Annotated in this window: 15 protein-coding genes and 1 pseudogene; 10 read left to right on the top strand and 6 right to left on the bottom strand. The window is 71.1% G+C overall.

Annotated features, from left to right (window positions below; all coding sequences use genetic code 11):
* Positions 1-577: 577 nt before the first annotated feature.
* The gene (locus ACIBBH_RS24040) at positions 578-1,123 is read left to right on the top strand and encodes a DUF4232 domain-containing protein (protein ID WP_399407764.1); all 546 of its coding nucleotides are present in this window, start codon (positions 578-580) and stop codon (positions 1,121-1,123) included.
* Positions 1,124-1,471: 348 nt separating this feature from the next.
* Here the strand turns inward: ACIBBH_RS24040 and ACIBBH_RS24035 are convergent.
* From ACIBBH_RS24035 to phoU, 4 genes and pseudogenes are all read right to left on the bottom strand, one after another.
* Positions 1,472-1,682, bottom strand: a pseudogene (locus tag ACIBBH_RS24035) (haloacid dehalogenase); the annotation flags it as partial.
* 102 nt (positions 1,683-1,784) lie between these two features.
* The gene (locus ACIBBH_RS24030) at positions 1,785-2,201 is read right to left on the bottom strand and encodes a hypothetical protein (RefSeq protein ID WP_399407762.1); all 417 of its coding nucleotides are present in this window, start codon (positions 2,199-2,201) and stop codon (positions 1,785-1,787) included.
* A gap of 607 nt (positions 2,202-2,808) precedes the next feature.
* Positions 2,809-3,057 carry an SCO4226 family nickel-binding protein gene (locus ACIBBH_RS24025; protein ID WP_399407760.1) on the bottom strand — a complete coding sequence of 83 codons (249 nt, stop codon included), beginning with the start codon at positions 3,055-3,057 and terminating at the stop codon, positions 2,809-2,811.
* 910 nt (positions 3,058-3,967) lie between these two features.
* Positions 3,968-4,657 (bottom strand): phosphate signaling complex protein PhoU, encoded by a 690-nt coding sequence (phoU, locus tag ACIBBH_RS24020; RefSeq protein WP_399407758.1) that lies wholly within the window; start codon positions 4,655-4,657, stop codon positions 3,968-3,970.
* A gap of 191 nt (positions 4,658-4,848) precedes the next feature.
* Between phoU and ACIBBH_RS24015 the strand changes: the two genes are divergently transcribed.
* Together ACIBBH_RS24015 and ACIBBH_RS24010 are read left to right on the top strand one after the other, a co-directional pair.
* Positions 4,849-6,162 carry a sensor histidine kinase gene (locus ACIBBH_RS24015; RefSeq protein WP_399407756.1) on the top strand — a complete coding sequence of 438 codons (1,314 nt, stop codon included), beginning with the start codon at positions 4,849-4,851 and terminating at the stop codon, positions 6,160-6,162.
* A complete protein-coding gene (locus ACIBBH_RS24010) occupies positions 6,159-6,839 on the top strand; it encodes a response regulator transcription factor (protein WP_010358452.1) in 681 nt (226 codons plus the stop codon). The genes ACIBBH_RS24015 and ACIBBH_RS24010 overlap by 4 nt, the downstream gene beginning before the upstream one ends.
* 73 nt (positions 6,840-6,912) lie before the next feature.
* On the opposite strand, the gene ACIBBH_RS24005 is transcribed toward ACIBBH_RS24010, so the two are convergent.
* Positions 6,913-7,590, bottom strand: coding sequence for a DUF461 domain-containing protein (locus ACIBBH_RS24005; RefSeq protein WP_399407754.1), 678 nt, complete (start codon positions 7,588-7,590; stop codon positions 6,913-6,915).
* A 613-nt stretch (positions 7,591-8,203) separates the two neighbouring features.
* Between ACIBBH_RS24005 and ACIBBH_RS24000 the strand changes: the two genes are divergently transcribed.
* From ACIBBH_RS24000 to ACIBBH_RS23970, 7 genes are all read left to right on the top strand, one after another.
* Complete coding sequence (locus ACIBBH_RS24000) at positions 8,204-8,686, top strand: CarD family transcriptional regulator (protein WP_003953493.1); 483 nt, start codon at positions 8,204-8,206, stop codon at positions 8,684-8,686.
* Between the two features lie 414 nt (positions 8,687-9,100).
* The gene (ispD, locus tag ACIBBH_RS23995; protein WP_399407752.1) at positions 9,101-9,853 is read left to right on the top strand and encodes a 2-C-methyl-D-erythritol 4-phosphate cytidylyltransferase; all 753 of its coding nucleotides are present in this window, start codon (positions 9,101-9,103) and stop codon (positions 9,851-9,853) included.
* Positions 9,843-10,340: a 2-C-methyl-D-erythritol 2,4-cyclodiphosphate synthase gene (ispF, locus tag ACIBBH_RS23990; protein WP_399407750.1), complete on the top strand. Its 498-nt coding sequence runs from the start codon at positions 9,843-9,845 to the stop codon at positions 10,338-10,340. Before ispD ends, ispF begins: the two co-directional genes overlap by 11 nt.
* Before the next feature lie 56 nt (positions 10,341-10,396).
* A complete protein-coding gene (locus ACIBBH_RS23985) occupies positions 10,397-10,801 on the top strand; it encodes a PPOX class F420-dependent oxidoreductase (RefSeq protein ID WP_399407748.1) in 405 nt (134 codons plus the stop codon).
* A 94-nt stretch (positions 10,802-10,895) separates the two neighbouring features.
* Positions 10,896-12,299, top strand: coding sequence for a cysteine--tRNA ligase (gene cysS, locus ACIBBH_RS23980; protein WP_399407746.1), 1,404 nt, complete (start codon positions 10,896-10,898; stop codon positions 12,297-12,299).
* Positions 12,300-12,387: 88 nt separating this feature from the next.
* Positions 12,388-13,329, top strand: coding sequence for a 23S rRNA (guanosine(2251)-2'-O)-methyltransferase RlmB (gene rlmB / locus ACIBBH_RS23975; RefSeq protein WP_399407744.1), 942 nt, complete (start codon positions 12,388-12,390; stop codon positions 13,327-13,329).
* 118 nt (positions 13,330-13,447) lie between these two features.
* Positions 13,448-15,091, top strand: coding sequence for a DoxX family membrane protein (locus ACIBBH_RS23970; RefSeq protein WP_399407742.1), 1,644 nt, complete (start codon positions 13,448-13,450; stop codon positions 15,089-15,091).
* 95 nt (positions 15,092-15,186) lie between these two features.
* Here ACIBBH_RS23970 and ACIBBH_RS23965 read toward each other — a convergent pair whose 3' ends face one another.
* Positions 15,187-15,918 (bottom strand): NDP-sugar synthase, encoded by a 732-nt coding sequence (locus ACIBBH_RS23965; RefSeq protein ID WP_399407740.1) that lies wholly within the window; start codon positions 15,916-15,918, stop codon positions 15,187-15,189.
* Between the last annotated feature and the right edge of the window lie 61 nt (positions 15,919-15,979).

Genomic DNA, 15,979 nt, shown 5'->3' with positions numbered 1-15,979 from the left:
CTCACCCGCGGCCCTGGGGGGGGCCGCCTTCTGCACCGCCCCCGCCCGATCGCCTCCGCCCTCCGGGGTCGCCACCGCTGCGCCGGCCGGGATGCCCCGCTCACCCGAAGCGGCGCTCCCCGAAGCGTCCGCCACCGCCACCGGCAGCGGGGGCTCTGGGACAGGGCCGTTTGCTCCGTCCCTGGCCCAGGAGGCGGTCGGGTCGGGTCCACCGGGTGTCCGGCCGCCGGCCTCAGGGGGTTTCCCATCCCGGACAGGCATCCCAGGCTTCCTTGTTTCTGCAGGTTGTCGGGGGTGGGATCGCTCCACCGTTGCAGGCTGGGGGGCGGCTGTTGTCCCAGGCCCACGAGGCATCCGATGCTGTGGCTGTCGCACCGGCTGAAGCGGCCGACCGCCTGGCAGCGCCACGACACCCCGACTCACCCGTCCACGGGGACACCCATCTCTTCGCCCCGGCCACCGCGGTCCGGGGAGGAGACGGCTGGTGTGGCGGCGACGGCCCGGCACACCACCTTGATCCGCAGTGCCGGGCCGCGGGCGCGTGCGACCTCGTACCGAGCAGAAAAGGAACACGCATATGAACGTGAAGTCCGTTGCGGCCCGCCGTGTGGCCGTGGCCGCGGGTCTCGTCCTGGCTCTTGGGTGTGGTGTGGCGGCACAGGCCTCCCCCACCGGGGGCACCGTCGCCGCCTGCTCCCAGGAGGTCCTCGGGGTGTCCGCCGTGAAGGAGCCCGCGGACAGCAAGGACGCCAGGCACCTCCTCCTCACCGTCCAGAACGCCGGCGACAAGAAGTGCAACCTCTACCGCTACCCTCTCGTGCGGCTCGGTGCCGGTCGGACCACGGCCCCCGTGATCAAGGAGAGCGACCCCAACCCGGGAGTGCCCGTCACCCTCGCTCCGGGTGAGGAGGCATATGCCGCTCTGCTCGTCAACGGCCCCATGGATGAGTACGAGGCGAAGAGCATCACCCTCAGCCTCCAGGGTCGTAAGCCCGGCAGCAGCGCGGGCAAGCCGATCGATGTCCCCATGCCCGTCGACACGCTGTACGCCAACGACGGTCAGCGCGTCACCTACTGGACGACTGCCCCTGGTTACGCCCTGGATTTCATCATGTCGAAGTGACGGACCTCGGCCGGGACCGCTTCCCGGCGGCTGACAGACCGCGGGTCATGCAGCCGGGCTCGGGCTCGCCGGGGAAGTGCTTGCGCATTCAAGGCGGCTGGGGTCAACCCCGGCGAGGCAGCGATCCGATCCGGCGCACTGACCGAGCGCTTCCCCGCGACGTTCTCCTCCGGCCAGGGCAGCGGCTGCGCCGGTGTCGTGGTCGACACCGGCGCCGAGGTACTCGGCTGGACCTGGGAGCGCGCCAGCCACGCCGAGTACCTCGTCGTCCCCGCCGGCATCGCCCTCCAGCTGCTGCGCCGCGCCGGGGCCACGGTTGTGGCCATCGCCTCCGAGACCAGCCCCGACTGGTTGGCGGGCAAAGGCGCGAACCCCATCGCCCACGGCCTCACGCTCGGCGTACAGGTCGAAGCCGGGCCGGAACACCTCGAAGGTCTCCCGGTGGTCACGCCCCTGAGCGATCACGGGCCCGAGCAGTATGCCGGGGCACACCGAGCCAGTCCGCCCAGGTCCCGTACTCGGTGGTCTCATCCACGAGGCACTCGCCGACGTCGAACATCGGTTCAGGCGGCTCCGTAAGTTATTGGACGGCCCACAAGGGCGGGGTGTGGCTCCAAGGCGGCTTGCCGGATGTGGTTCGGAGCGAGTGGCGCCGCGCCCTTCAAGCCGGTGTTGCGTCACGCCGGTGCTCGTGGGCGAGCCATGTATTCCATTCGTGCCGGGTGTTCGGTACCTCGGGGTGGTCGAGGAGCCGGAGCACGTAACCGGCGTGCCGCTGCGCCCAGGGCCGCTCCGAGCGTTGTGCTCTGGCCAGCGTGTCGCGCAGTTCGGCTCCGTCCACGGCGCGGGCCACGCGTACGTACTCGCGGTCCTTGCACCGGTAGGGGCGCTGGACGATGACGTCCACGAGATCGACGAGCTTCGCCCGCACCCGGGGATCATGGCCTATCGTCGCCACATCCCGTATCAGGGACTGCTTCGTGCCCCACGCCTTCGCATGCGCTGTCCACTCCTGTGGATACCGGGCCTCCCACTCCAGGAAGAGCAGCGCGAAGGGCAGCCCCGGAAACGTGCTCATGTCCCCGGCGTGCGCGTGCCTGGTCCACAGTGCCTCCGGCAGACACCGACTCGCGGCCTCGTCGTACGCCCTTTGCGCAGTTGCCCGGCTTCTGTGTGTGGGACAGAGCCGGAGGGCCGGGCGCCCCCAGGCTTCGTGGAGGCGGTCGCGGGCGGCGCCGACCTCCGAGCGGGCGCGGGCCAGGCGGGCCAGGGCGGCGGCGCGTTCAGCGGGGCTCGGCGATATCAAGTCGTACGCCCATGCCAAACGCTCCGTCCACCCGTGGTCGCCGTCGCCGACGCACGAGCCCGCCTTCTCCGTCATGCGTCCGATCATCCCTCTCCTCGGTACGCCGACGCGATCTCAATTCGGGAGGGTGACTCGGCGGTTGCCAGGTCGGTGACCATGACCGGTGTTCCGGGGCGATGACCGGGGCAGAGGCGGCGCGCAGAACCTGTGAATCGGCTCTGAGGACAGGTCAGGGGCGCGGAACTGTCGCCAGGTGCCCTGCCGGCGAGGAGGGGTGGGGGTAGGCGGTCGCCCGCTTCGGGCGCGACGGATCTTCGCAACTCGGTGCGGGGGACAGAGACTTCGCGCTGTCCCCCGGGGGGCCCCCGGGGGGCGGCCCTCAGATCGACAGGGGTACCTCGTGGACCTCGTCCGCACGGTGGCCGGCGCGTTCGTGGACGCGCTGGACCGCTTCGGCCGACGGGGCCTCCGAGAGGCAGTAGACCGTGCCGGACTCGGGGTCCGCCCAGGCCCTCTTGAAGTGCACGCCCTCGTCCTTCTCGATGTCGAGGTCGGCCTGGTGTGCCTGCTGCAGCTGATCCGCGGTGATGCCGTTCATCCCGTGGTGGACGTCCATGAACTGGGTCATGGCCTCACACCTCCTTGTCCGTTCCCGCCCTCTTCTGCCTCCATGCTCCTCCCGCGACCCCCGGCGGGCGACTCCTGAGCCCGCGCGCCGCCGTGCCGTCCCGCCTGTCCGGGCGGTGAGGGGGCGTGGCATGGGGCGGCGGCGGTGGCTGGTCGGGATCGGGGCCGGGGCGTGAGCCCGTCTGCGGCATGATCCGCCGGTCAGGCCTGACTCGACCACCCGCTGACCGTCCGCGAGCGCGTCGGCGGCCCCCCGAGCCGGTCCTGGCCTCTCCAGCACCGGGACCGCCATGCGTGCCTGCCTGCGCGAGCAACGGATCGTGACCAAGGGGCTCGACGATCTCGACGACGGGCGTTTCGTACTGGGGACGTCGGGTCGGCCCCGGAGAGTGTCGGCCTGTGCGGGGACGTGCCGCAAGAACGCCCATCCGCCGTGGAGATAGCCAAGGAGATGAGCGCGGTGGACGGCAGCGCCGAGAGCGTCCATGTCGACCTGCTGCTGGCCTCGGGTGCCGCCCACGGGCGCATCCGGGACGTCACCGATGTCCTGGTCACGGTGTACGGCGACGGCCCCGGTGATGCCCGATCACATCACCGGGGCCCTCGCCGTCCGAGACAGAAGGTGCCGTCAGCCGCACTGGCACGGGCTGCCGGACTGGCACCCGCACCCGCACCCCGAACCGCAGCCGCAGGAGGCGACGAGCGGGAGGTTCCTGATGTCGGTGGGCTGGTCGGTTTCGCGCTGCTGCGTGGGGTCGGGCGTCGTGCTGGGGGATTCGGCCATGGTTCCTCCCAGTGGTTAGGGCCTGGTGCCTTTGCCCATTTCATGCCCGGTACGGCAGGCGCATCAACGGCGCACAGTGGCGCCCGCACTCCCCGGCGGGCGGCAACCGTGGAGCCCCCCGGCAGGGCTAAGCCCCCTCGACCCCCGTCACCGGCTTGATGTCCGCCTGGATCTCGTCCGCGTGCTCGCCCGTCACCAGGTAGACGACCCGCTTGGCGACCGCGACCGCGTGGTCGGCGTACCGCTCGTAGTAGCGGCCGAGCAGGGTGACGTCCACGGCCGTCTCGATGCCGTGCTTCCAGCGCTCGTCGATCAGGTGCTGGAAGAGGGTGCGGTGCAGCAGGTCCATCGCGTCGTCGTCCGACTCCAGCTGGAGCGCGAGGTCGACGTCCTTGGTCACGATGACCTCGGCCGCCTTCGCCATCAGGCGCTGGGCGAGCTGGCCCATCTCCAGGATGGTGGCGTGCAGGTCATGGGGGACCGCCCGCTCGGGAAAGCGCAGACGCGCGAGCTTCGCCACGTGCTGGGCGAGGTCGCCCGAGCGCTCCAGGTCGGCCGACATGCGCAGGGACGTGACGACGATGCGCAGGTCCGTGGCGACCGGCTGCTGGCGGGCCAGCAGGGCTATGGCCCGCGCCTCCAGGTCGTGCTGCAGTTCGTCGACCTTCTTGTCGGCCTCGATGACACTTTCGGCCAGCTTGAGATCGGCGTCGAGGATGGCCGTCGTGGCGCGCCCGATCGCCGACCCGACCAGCCGGGCCATCTCCACCAGACCGTCGCCGATCGAGTCCAGTTCCTCGTGGTACGCGTCCCGCATCAGGTTCCCTCTCGTACGTGTTCTCTCGGGGCGGTGCGAACCCCACGCTCCCACGTTCCGGCCCGTACGCGTCCGTTTCTGCCACCCCGAATGAACCAATACTGGCTCCAAGGTGAACTCTGGGCGACGAGTGTTCGAGCTCGCACCCAGACGGCTGTGGTCAGGAGGAATCCCGTGCCTAACCTGGACGCATGGACGTGAACGCGGCGGTTGCCGCAGCGGCAGCGATCGCCGGGGTGCTCACCGGTGTCATCGCCATGCTGGCGTTCCGCTGGAGCGAACGCGACCAGAAGCGACCGACCAGGACTTCCTTGCACACTGATCCCGTACTCCCGCCCGGAGTGGACACGGTTCTGTCCGTGCTCCGCTCGTCGGCCGTCGTCCTGGACGAGGCCGACGCCGTCGTCAAAGCCAGCTCCGCCGCGTACGCCCTCGGGCTGGTGCGCGGTGGCAAGCTAGCCGTCGAACCCATGCTCCAGATGGCCCGCGACACCAGACGCGACGGGGAGATACGGCAGGTCGAGCTGGACCTGCCCCGGCGCGGGACCGGGCGGGGGGAGGCCCTCGCCGTCTCCGCGCGCGTGGCGCCGCTCGGCTCCCGGCTGGTGATGCTCCTCGTCGAGGACCTCACCGAGGCCCGCCGTATCGAGGCCGTACGACGTGACTTCGTCGCCAACGTCAGCCACGAGCTGAAGACCCCCGTCGGCGCGCTCTCCCTGCTGTCCGAGGCCGTCATGGACGCCTCCGACGACCCGGAGGCCGTGCAGCGCTTCGCCGGCCGCATGCAGATCGAGGCCACCCGCCTGACCAACCTGGTCCAGGAACTCATCGACCTCTCCCGGGTGCAGAACGACGATCCCCTGGAGGACGCCGAACCCGTCCGCGTCGACGAACTCGTCGCCGAGGCCGTCGACCGCTGCCGCCACCAGGCCGGCGCCAAGCAGATCACCATGGCCTCGAACGTATGGGCGCCCGAAGGGCTCGATCAGGGTGGTGGCGGGGGACGGGCGGGCGGTACGACGGACCTGCACGTCTGGGGGAACCGGGGCCAGCTCGCCGCCGCCCTGGGCAACCTCGTCGAGAACGCCGTCAACTACTCCCCGGCCCGCACCCGCGTCGGCATAGCCGCCCGCCGGATCAGCGTGCCCGGCGGCGACATGATCGAGCTCGCCGTCACCGACCAGGGCATCGGCATCTCCGACAAGGACAAGGAGCGCATCTTCGAGCGCTTCTACCGCGTCGACCCGGCCCGCTCCCGGGCCACCGGCGGCACCGGCCTGGGCCTGGCCATCGTCAAACACGTGGTCGCCTCGCACGGCGGGGAGGTCACGGTGTGGAGCGCCGAAGGCCAGGGCTCCACCTTCACCCTGCGGCTGCCGGAGGCCGGCGCGGTCCGAGACCGCGCCCAGCAGCACCCCGACCTCGACGAAGAGGCCGGACCCTCCCACACTTCCCCCGACTCAACCGCGTACGAAACGCTTCCCGCCCCGGAGGTCCTTCCGTGACCCGAGTGCTCGTCGTCGAGGACGAGGAGTCCTTCTCCGACGCCCTGTCGTACATGCTCCGCAAGGAGGGCTTCGAGGTGGCCGTGGCGGCCACCGGCCCCGACGGACTCGACGAGTTCGAGCGCAACGGCGCCGACCTCGTCCTCCTCGACCTGATGCTGCCGGGCCTGCCCGGCACGGAGGTGTGCCGCCAGCTGCGCGGCCGCTCCAACGTCCCGGTGATCATGGTGACCGCCAAGGACAGCGAGATCGACAAGGTCGTCGGCCTGGAAATAGGAGCCGACGACTACGTCACCAAACCCTTCTCCTCGCGGGAGCTGGTCGCCCGCATCCGGGCGGTGCTGCGCCGCCGCGGCGAGCCGGAGGAGGTCACCCCGGCCGCACTGGAGGCCGGCCCGGTCCGCATGGACGTCGACCGGCACGTGGTGACGGTGTCCGGCTCCAAGGTCGACCTTCCCCTGAAGGAGTTCGACCTCCTGGAGATGCTGCTGCGCAACGCCGGCCGCGTCCTGACCCGCATGCAGCTCATCGACCGTGTCTGGGGCGCCGACTACGTCGGCGACACCAAGACCCTGGACGTCCACGTCAAGCGCCTGCGCGCCAAGATCGAGCCGGACCCGGGGGCGCCGCGGTATCTGGTGACGGTGCGGGGCCTGGGCTACAAGTTCGAGCCCTGAGATCCGGTCGCACGACAGAAGGGCGGCGCCCCCGCAGGGGTGCCGCCCGTCGTGCGTGTGCGGGTGCGACCGCTCAGCGGCCCGCGGCGGACGCCGACGCGGAGTCGCTCGGGGTCGTACCGGCGGCCGGGGACTCCGTCGCGGAGGCGGACGAGTCCTTCGACGGCTTGCCGCTCTCGCTCGCGGTGGCGCCCGCGGCCGGCGACGTGGAGGTCGAGGGGGAGGCCGGGGAGGTCGGGATCTGGCTCGGGCCCCACTTGCTGAAGTAACCCGTGGCCGGGAAGACGAAGGCGCGCAGGCTCACGTCGCCGGTCGAGCTCAGGGTGAAGGTGATCTTCTGGGCGTTGCCGTCCTGGAGGGCCTCGCGGCTGCTCTCCAGCACCGCGGAGGCGTTGCCCTGGCCGCCGAGGATCAGCGAGCCGCCGGCCGGGATGCTCAGGTCCTTGCCCTTGGCCGGGGTGAGCTTGGCGGTCTTGCCGGTGCCGGCGATGGAGATCGACTGCAGGGTCTGCTTGGCCGGGCCGCCGTTGAAGATGGTGGCGGAGATCACGGCGGGGCCCGTCGAACGCTGGTCGGGCTGCGTGATGACCACGGCGTTCTGCACCTTGATGGGGCCCACCGAGACCGCCGCGTTGTCCGGCTTGATCTCCAGGGTCTGGGAGTCGTTGCCGGCCCCGCAGGCGGCGAGCGAGGCGATCGAGAACGCGATGGCGGAGGCGGCGAGGGCGCCGCGTCGAAGGCTGCTGCTCACGGCGGCGGCAACTCCTTGAACGCAGGGGCGGCCTCCTTATAAAGCCGCCCTAAGTGTCTGTCAGCGGCTTCAGGTTACCGAGCCGTTCCCGGGCGGCCGCACCCGACCCTCCCCAACGTCCGCGCTTCCCTCATGCAGGGGGTACCCCGTGCCCCGCGAGTGACCCCCGATCCAGATTGACCGCGGTCTCGTCCCGCATTCACATAACACGGCTCGCAAAATATCCGTGAAGGAATGCGTGGCCACCCGGATATCGATCACCTACCGATCAGTACGTCGATCGCGCGGCCGATCGGCTGGCGCTGCTGATCAATTCCGGATTCGTCTCGTACCCGCCGCAGACGCCGAACGGAGTAGCGGAAGTCGCACGCTTGGGACCGGACAAATGCGGACGTTCAGCCGCTTGGAGGGGCCTCCGGATGTGTGTAACGTACGCGTTTCGCCCCGCCCGGACAGCCGCTCCGACCTGCGAATACCTGCTTCCGCGGACCTTCCGAAGCACGTTCCTGTCGCAGTTGTCAAGCCCCGAGATATGCCCTGACCTGCGAAAACGCCATTCAGAAGACGCCGTATCCGTGTTACCCTGGATAGCCACGGAAGGGGTACCTGTCACATGACGTTCAAGGTTGGCGACACCGTGGTCTATCCCCATCACGGGGCCGCGCTGATCGAGGCCATCGAAACTCGCCAGATCAAAGGCGTGGACAAGACCTACTTGGTGCTGAAGGTCGCCCAGGGTGACCTGACGGTACGTGTGCCAGCGGACAATGCGGAGTTCGTCGGCGTGCGTGATGTGGTCGGTCAGGACGGGCTGGACCGGGTCTTCGAGGTGCTGCGCGCGCCGTACGCCGAGGAGCCCACGAACTGGTCCCGTCGTTACAAGGCAAATCTGGAGAAGCTCGCCTCCGGCGATGTCATCAAGGTCGCGGAAGTCGTGCGTGACCTGTGGCGTCGTGAGCGCGAGCGCGGACTCTCCGCCGGTGAGAAGCGCATGCTCGCCAAGGCTCGCCAGATCCTGGTGAGCGAGCTCGCCCTCGCGGAGAACACCAACGAGGACAAGGCCGAGGCCCTGCTCGACGAGGTCCTCGCGTCCTGACGGACCGGCCTCCGGCAGGCCCTCTCCGGTCAGCACGCTCACAGTGAACTGCCGCGGTGCCCGATGACACACCACCTGTCGCCGGGCGCTGCGGCATGTTCGTACCCGGATGACGTGCGCGATGCCGAATGCCACGGGGGAAGCCCCCGGTACTGGTCGTGCCGCCCAGGCGGCCGGCTCGACCGGTGTCACGGAAGGGTCCGGTCAAGACGCGCGCCCGATGGCACGCTGAGGCCATACCCAAGCAGGCCCCGCCGTCAAACCGGCGTCTGCCGGGTGGCGTCCGGAACGTATTTCCTCACGCTCGGCCTCGCTCGCGCGGGGGACCCCCGTCGCCGCCGCCCGGCCCGCCCTTCGGGCGGACGACGCCGGTCTGAGGGCAGGGCCTCCCGCACACAAACCTGACAGGAACCGATGTCTGACGATTCGCGCCCTTCGCCCGCGCCGGCGCCCGTCGCCGCCGTGATTCCGGCCGCCGGCCGGGGCGTACGCCTCGGTCCGGGCGCCCCCAAGGCGCTCCGCGCGCTGGGCGGCACACCCATGCTCGTCCACGCGGTCCGCGCGATGGCCGCCTCCCGAGCCGTCTCCCTGGTGATCGTCGTGGCCCCGCCCGACGGCGCCGCCGAGGTCAAGTCCCTCCTCGACGCGCACGCCCTGCCCGAGCGGACGGACTTCCTGGTCGTCCCCGGCGGCCAGACCCGCCAGGAGTCCGTCAGGCTCGGCCTCGACGCGGTCCCGCCCGACCACGGCATCGTGCTGGTGCACGACGCCGCCCGCCCCCTGGTCCCCGTGGACACCGTCGACGCCGTCATCGAGGCGGTACGGGACGGAGCCCCGGCCGTCGTCCCCGCACTGCCCCTCGCCGACACCGTCAAGGAGGTCGAGCCGGCCGCCGCCCCCGGCGAGCCGGAACCGGTCGTGGCCACCCCCGAGCGGTCCCGGCTGCGCGCCGTGCAGACCCCCCAGGGCTTCGACCGCGACACCCTCGTCCGCGCCCACGAGACCGTCACCGGCGACGTCACCGACGACGCGAGCATGGTCGAACAGCTCGGCCTGCGCGTGGTGACCGTCCCCGGCCACGAGGAGGCCTTCAAGGTCACCCGCCCGCTCGACCTCGTCCTCGCCGAGGCGGTCCTCGCCCGCAGGAGGCTCAACGATGGCTTCTGAGGCACTGCCGGTCCTGCCCCAGGTCGGCATCGGCACCGACATCCACGCCTTCGAGGACGGCCGCGAGCTGTGGTGCGCCGGCCTGAAGTGGGAGGGCGAGGGCCCCGGCCTTGCCGGACACTCCGACGCCGACGTCGTCGCCCACGCCGCCTGCAACGCCCTCTTCTCGGCCGCCGGCCTCGGCGACCTGGGCCGGCACTTCGGCACCGGACGCCCCGAGTGGTCCGGCGCCTCCGGGATCACCCTGCTGGCCGAGGCCGCCCGCATCGTCCGCGAGGCCGGCTTCCGGATCGGCAACGTCGCCGTCCAGGTGGTCGGCCCCCGCCCGAAGATCGGCAAGCGCCGGGACGAGGCCCAGAAGGTCCTCTCCGAGGCGGTCGGCGCCCCCGTCTCCGTCTCCGGGGCCACCACCGACGGGCTGGGCTTCCCCGGCCGCGAGGAGGGCCTCATGGCGGTGGCGACCGCGCTCGTGGCGCGGGTGAGCTGAGTGCGTGTGCGGGTACCCGGCAGTGGCCAGTGACCTAAGGTCCCGGAGGTACCCCCATGCCCGCCGCTCTCTCCGACCGCCTCAAGGCCCTGCTCGACAGCCCGGTCTTCGTCGTCCTCGGCACCGTCCAGCCCGACGGCAGCGCCCAGCTCTCCCCGGTGTGGGTGAAGCGCGACGGCGACCAGCTCCTGATCTCCACCACCGTCGACCGCCGCAAGAAGAAGAACCTCGACCGGGACCCCCGGGTCAGCGTCGTCGTCCAGGACCCCGAGTCCCCGTACGAGTACGCCGAGATCCGGGGCGGCGCGGAGCTGACCACCGAGGGCGGCGGGGAACTGATCGACGAGCTGTCGCTGAAGTACACCGGCAAGAAGTACGCCGAGTTCAACCCGGCCTCCTCCCAGGACGCCGAGCGGGTCGTCGTCCGGATCACACCCCGCAAGGTCCTCGGCAGCCTCTGACAGACCTCGCGATGCCACACACCGGTGTCACGAAAACGCGGCCCTTCGGCACAAGGGTCGCAAGGCACTGCCCCACGCCCACTACCCTGGAGTGGTGACCATTCGCCTGTACGACACCAGCGCCCGGCAGATCCGTGACTTCACCCCGCTCACGCCGGGCTGTGTCTCGATCTACCTGTGTGGTGCCACCGTGCAGGCACCGCCGCACATCGGGCACATCAGGTCCGGGCTGAACTTCGACATCATGCGCCGCTGGTTCGAATACCGCGGCTACGACGTCACGTTCATCCGCAACGTCACCGACATCGACGACAAGATCATCACCAAGGCCCACGAGCAGAACCGGCCCTGGTGGGCGATCGGGTACGAGAACGAGCGCGCCTTCAACGACGGTTACGCCGCACTCGGCTGCCTCCCGCCGACGTACGAACCCCGCGCCACCGGCCACGTGCCCGAGATGATCGAGATGATGCGGACGCTCATCGAGCGGGGGCACGCCTACGAGGCCGACGGCAACGTCTACTTCGACGTACGCTCCTTCCCCGGCTACCTCCAGCTGTCCCGGCAGGAACTGGACAACCTCCAGCAGCCTTCCGGCACCGGCGAGACCGGCAAGCGCGACCCCCGGGACTTCGCCATGTGGAAGACCGCCAAGCCCGGCGAGCCGACCTGGCCGACCCCCTGGGGCCCCGGCCGTCCCGGCTGGCACCTGGAGTGCTCGGCCATGGCCCACAAGTACCTGGGCTCCGCCTTCGACATCCACGGCGGCGGCATCGATCTGATCTTCCCGCACCACGAGAACGAGATCGCCCAGGCCAAGGCCTTCGGCGACGACTTCGCCCGGTACTGGCTGCACAACGCCTGGGTCACGATCGCCGGCGAGAAGATGGCCAAGTCCCTCGGCAACTCCGTCCTCGTCTCCGAGATGGTCAAGCAGTGGCGCCCCATCGTCCTGCGCTACTACCTCGGCACTCCGCACTACCGCTCGATGATCGAGTACAGCGAGGAGTCCCTGCGCGAGGCCGAGTCCGCGTTCGCCCGCATCGAGGGCTTCGTACAGCGCGTGGTGGAGAAGGCCGGGGGAGCCGTCGAGCCCGCCGCCCAGGTCCCGCCAGCCTTCGCCGAGGCCATGGACGACGACTTCGGCGTCCCCCAGGCCCTCGCCGTCGTGCACACCACCGTCCGGCAGGGCAACTCCGCCCTCGCCGCCGACGACAAGGAAGCAGCCGTCGCCCGGCTCGCCGAAGTACGCGCCATGCTCGGCGTCCTCGGCCTCGACCCGCTCGACGAGCACTGGGCCGGCGAGGGCGGCGACAGAGGCGAAGACCTGCACGGAGTGGTCGACACCCTGGTCCGTATGGTCCTCGACCAGCGCGAGGCCGCCCGCTCCCGCAAGGACTGGGCCACCGCCGACGCCCTCCGAGACCAGCTCAACCAGTCCGGCCTCACCATCGAGGACAGCCCCTCGGGACCCCGCTGGAGCCTCGGCCCGCGCTGATCCTTTCTTGATCGATTGTGCCGCCCGGCGCTCCGGGCGGCACACTGCAAAGACGTACATCCGCACGCCTCACACAGACAGGTAGGTCATGGCCGCTCACAACCGCCGCATGTCCGGCAAGAAGGGCGCGCAGGTCGGCAGTGGCGGCCAGCGGCGCAAGGGCCTGGAGGGCAGGGGGCCGACCCCGCCCGCCGAGATGCGCAAGGGCCACAAGAAGAACCGCATCGCCAACGCCAAGGCGAAGCAGGCCGTGCGCCGTCCCACGGCCCGGGGCCGTGGCGGCAGGTCCGCCTCCGAACTGGTCGTCGGCCGCAACCCCGTCGTCGAGGCACTGCGCGAGGGCGTCCCCGCCTCCACGCTCTACGTCCAGCAGTTCATCGACAACGACGAGCGCGTGCGGGAGGCGCTGCAGCTCGCCGCCGAGCGCGGCGGCATCAACCTCATGGAGGCCCCCCGCCCCGAGCTCGACCGGATGACCAACGGGCTCAACCACCAGGGCCTCGTCCTCCAGGTCCCGCCCTACGAGTACGCCCACCCCCAGGACCTCGCCGACGCCGCCTACGACGAGGGCGAGGACCCCCTCATCGTCGCCCTCGACGGCGTCACCGACCCGCGCAACCTCGGCGCCGTCGTCCGCTCCGTCTCCGCCTTCGGCGGCCACGGCGTCGTCGTACCCGAACGGCGCGCCGCCGGCATGTCCGCCGGCGCCTGGAAGACCTCGGCCGGCACCGCCGCCCGTACACCGGTCGCCCGCGCCACCAACCTCACCCGCGCCCTCGAGGCCTACAGGAAGGCCGGCATCGTGGTCGTCGGCCTCGCCGCCGACGGCGACGTCGAACTCGGCGACCTCGAAGCCCTCGGCGGCCCGGTCGCCATCGTCGTCGGCAGCGAGGGCAAGGGCCTGTCCCGGCTGGTCGGGGAGACCTGCGACTTCCGGGTCCGCATCCCGATGCCGGGCGGCGCGGAGTCGCTGAACGCGGGCGTGGCGGCGGGGATCGTCCTGTACGAGGCGGCCCGCAGGCGCGCCTGAACAGACGTGCCCGGGGTCACCCTGTGCGGGGCAATCCGGGCGGCACGTGCGGGCTTGACGCGGTCCGGACACTTCCGACCGGCCAAAGCAGTGTCCTAACACCGCGTCACTCGGTTAGATGAGTGTGGACACCAGAACACCCCGCACACCCACGGGGGACCGCTCGTCGGGATTCGACGACGCTCCCGCGCTGAGCATGGTGAAGGTGCCGAGCGATCCGGCGCAGGTCATCGTCAATCACGCGAGCTTCCGCGTGCAGCTGGGCGCCTCGACACGGCGAACCCAATCACAACGGATCGCCCGGTACTCGAGCGCCACCGAGGACACCGCCCGCATCCCGGCCGTGGGCGCCGCCGCCCGCCGCCGCCCCGTCGTCTGGAGCGGCCGCTCCGCCCCCGACGACACCGGCGCCCACCGGCTGCTCCAGGCCGTGCGGGGCGGCAGCGTCCGCCACGCCGAAGAAGCCACCGCCGACGCCGGAGACACCCAGGTCATCCCGCGCGTCGCCGACAGCGGCGGCTACAACCCCGGCTACGGCGACACCTACGGCGACACCTACGGCGACACTTACGACGAGCTGGAACAGACCGTCGAAACCCCCGTCGTCGGCCACCAGCGCCTCCCCGCCGCCGGAGAGACCCGCCTCCTGCCCCACATGCGCACCGCGGGCAGCGCCTACGACGAACCCGCCCACCCCGACGACCACTTCGCGGACCCGGCCGAGGACGAACCGGCCGAGCCCCCCGCCAAACGCCACGGCGACGACCCGGCCCGGCACGCCTACTTCCCCGGCCGCCGTATGAACCTCGGCGTCGTCCTGCTCCCCCTGCGCATCTTCCTCGGCTTCATCTCCATCTACGCCGGCATGGGCAAGCTCTGCGACCCCGTCTACTTCGACGGCGGCGAACGCGGCTCCATGGTCAAGTGGCTCAACACCCTGCACCCCTGGGAAGTCGCCGAACCCCTCCGTCAGTTCGCCCTCCAGCACCCCATCGGCGCCGGACTCGTCATCGCCTTCCTCCAGGTCATCGTCGGCGTCCTCACCATCCTCGGCTGCTGGCAGCGCGTCGCCGCCGCCGTCGGCGCCATGCTCTCCGCCGCCCTCATCGTCACCGTCAGCTGGAAGAGCGTCGCCGCCTACGACGCCCCCGACATCATCTACCTCGCCGCCTGGTCCCCCCTGATCATCGCCGGCGCCCCCGTCTACTCCATCGACGGCCGCCTCGCCGGCCGGGCCTGGCGCACCCTCGGCCCCCGCTCCGACATCTGGGAACTGCGCCGCTACGTCCTGCGCCGCGGCGCCCCCATCACCGCCATCACCATCGGCCTCACCTTCCTCGTCGGCTCCCTCCTCGGCGGCGCCGTCCGCGACGCCGACCGCGTGGTCGTCCCCGGCCCCGGCGAAGCCCCCCGCAACAACCTGCCCGGCTCCCCGCTCGCCCAGGACCCCGGCAAACGGCACAAGAAGACACCGGCTGCCTCCACCTCGCCCAGCGACGGCGCCACCGCCGGTGCCAGTCCGTCCGGCACCGCCACCACCCCCGGCGCCACCCGCACCGTCACCGGCGGCACCCCCAGCCAGACCCAGGGCACCGCGGGCCAGGCCCCGCCGCAGCACACCTCCCCGGCCCAGCAGGCGCCCAGCACCAGCGCCGGCCCGACCTCCGGCGGCACCGCGACCGGCGGCAGCGGCGGCGGCTCCACCGGCGGCGACAGCTCCTCCTCGGGCCAGCCGGGCCTGGTGGGCGGCCTTCTCGGATAACCCGCACCGGCTCCCGGTACGACAACGGGGTCCCGCACAGTCGATGTGCGGGACCCCGTCCACGTACCCCCAAGGGCCGCGTACCCCGGGGCCGGTCAACGCCCCAGCGCCGCCAGCTCCTTCGCCGCCTCCGTCAGGTCCTTCGCCGTGTCGATGGCGCGCCAGTACGCGCCCTGCGGAATCGGGAAACCGGCCAGCCGGCGCTCACGGGCCAGATGCGGGAACGTGGTGCGCTCATGGTCACCGCGCTCGGGCAGCAGACCGGCGAACTCAGGCGCGAAGACGTAGACACCCGCGTTGATCTCGAAGGTCGACGGCGGGGCCTCGATGAAGTCAGTGATGTGCCCGAAGCCGTCCGTCTTCACCGCACCCCACGGAATGCGCGGCCGGGCCAGCGCGAGCGTCGCGACGGCGTCGCGCTCGGTGTGGAAGTCCGCCATGTCGCGGAGCGAGAAACGGGTCCAGATGTCGCCGTTGGTGGCGTACCAGGCACGGTCCGGGTGCGGGAGGCGTGCGGCCGCGTACTTCAGACCGCCACCGCGGCCGAGGGGCTCGGACTCCACGACGGTGGTCACGTTGACGGGCAGATCGGCCGTGTCCAGCCACTTCTGCAGTACGTCGGCGAGGTGGCCGCAGGAGACCACCACGTCCGTCACGCCCTCCTCGGCGAGCCAGGACAACTGATGGCCGATGATCGGACTGCCCGTGCCGGGAATCTCGACCATCGGCTTGGGCCGGTCGTCGGTGTACGGACGCAGCCGGGAACCCTGGCCACCTGCCAGGACAACGGCTTGAGTGGGGCGCGACGCGGCATTCGGATCGGTCATGACCGAACTGTACGCGGCGCCCCACGCGCGGTTCGTGGCCGCAACGGGCTCCTTAAGCAGC

Origin of the sequence: Streptomyces sp. NPDC051636, from assembly GCF_044453765.1 — a bacterium.
GTDB lineage: Bacteria > Actinomycetota > Actinomycetes > Streptomycetales > Streptomycetaceae > Streptomyces.
Note: the sequence above shows the minus strand (reverse complement) of the source record. Positions and strands in the feature narration are given on the sequence as shown.

What these genes read in the sequence shown, in the direction of transcription:
- ACIBBH_RS24030 (WP_399407762.1), bottom strand. Translation starts at nt 2,201, where the DNA reads ATGAGCACGTTTCCGGGGCTGCCCTTCGCGCTGCTCTTCCTGGAGTGG.
- ACIBBH_RS24000 (WP_003953493.1), top strand. Translation starts at nt 8,204, where the DNA reads ATGACGTTCAAGGTTGGCGACACCGTGGTCTATCCCCATCACGGGGCC.
- ACIBBH_RS24015 (WP_399407756.1), top strand. Translation starts at nt 4,849, where the DNA reads ATGGACGTGAACGCGGCGGTTGCCGCAGCGGCAGCGATCGCCGGGGTG.
- ACIBBH_RS23965 (WP_399407740.1), bottom strand. Translation starts at nt 15,918, where the DNA reads ATGACCGATCCGAATGCCGCGTCGCGCCCCACTCAAGCCGTTGTCCTG.
- rlmB (WP_399407744.1), top strand. Translation starts at nt 12,388, where the DNA reads ATGGCCGCTCACAACCGCCGCATGTCCGGCAAGAAGGGCGCGCAGGTC.
- phoU (WP_399407758.1), bottom strand. Translation starts at nt 4,657, where the DNA reads ATGCGGGACGCGTACCACGAGGAACTGGACTCGATCGGCGACGGTCTG.
- ACIBBH_RS24040 (WP_399407764.1), top strand. Translation starts at nt 578, where the DNA reads ATGAACGTGAAGTCCGTTGCGGCCCGCCGTGTGGCCGTGGCCGCGGGT.
- ACIBBH_RS23970 (WP_399407742.1), top strand. Translation starts at nt 13,448, where the DNA reads ATGAGTGTGGACACCAGAACACCCCGCACACCCACGGGGGACCGCTCG.
- ACIBBH_RS23985 (WP_399407748.1), top strand. Translation starts at nt 10,397, where the DNA reads ATGCCCGCCGCTCTCTCCGACCGCCTCAAGGCCCTGCTCGACAGCCCG.
- ispF (WP_399407750.1), top strand. Translation starts at nt 9,843, where the DNA reads ATGGCTTCTGAGGCACTGCCGGTCCTGCCCCAGGTCGGCATCGGCACC.
- ispD (WP_399407752.1), top strand. Translation starts at nt 9,101, where the DNA reads ATGTCTGACGATTCGCGCCCTTCGCCCGCGCCGGCGCCCGTCGCCGCC.
- ACIBBH_RS24025 (WP_399407760.1), bottom strand. Translation starts at nt 3,057, where the DNA reads ATGACCCAGTTCATGGACGTCCACCACGGGATGAACGGCATCACCGCG.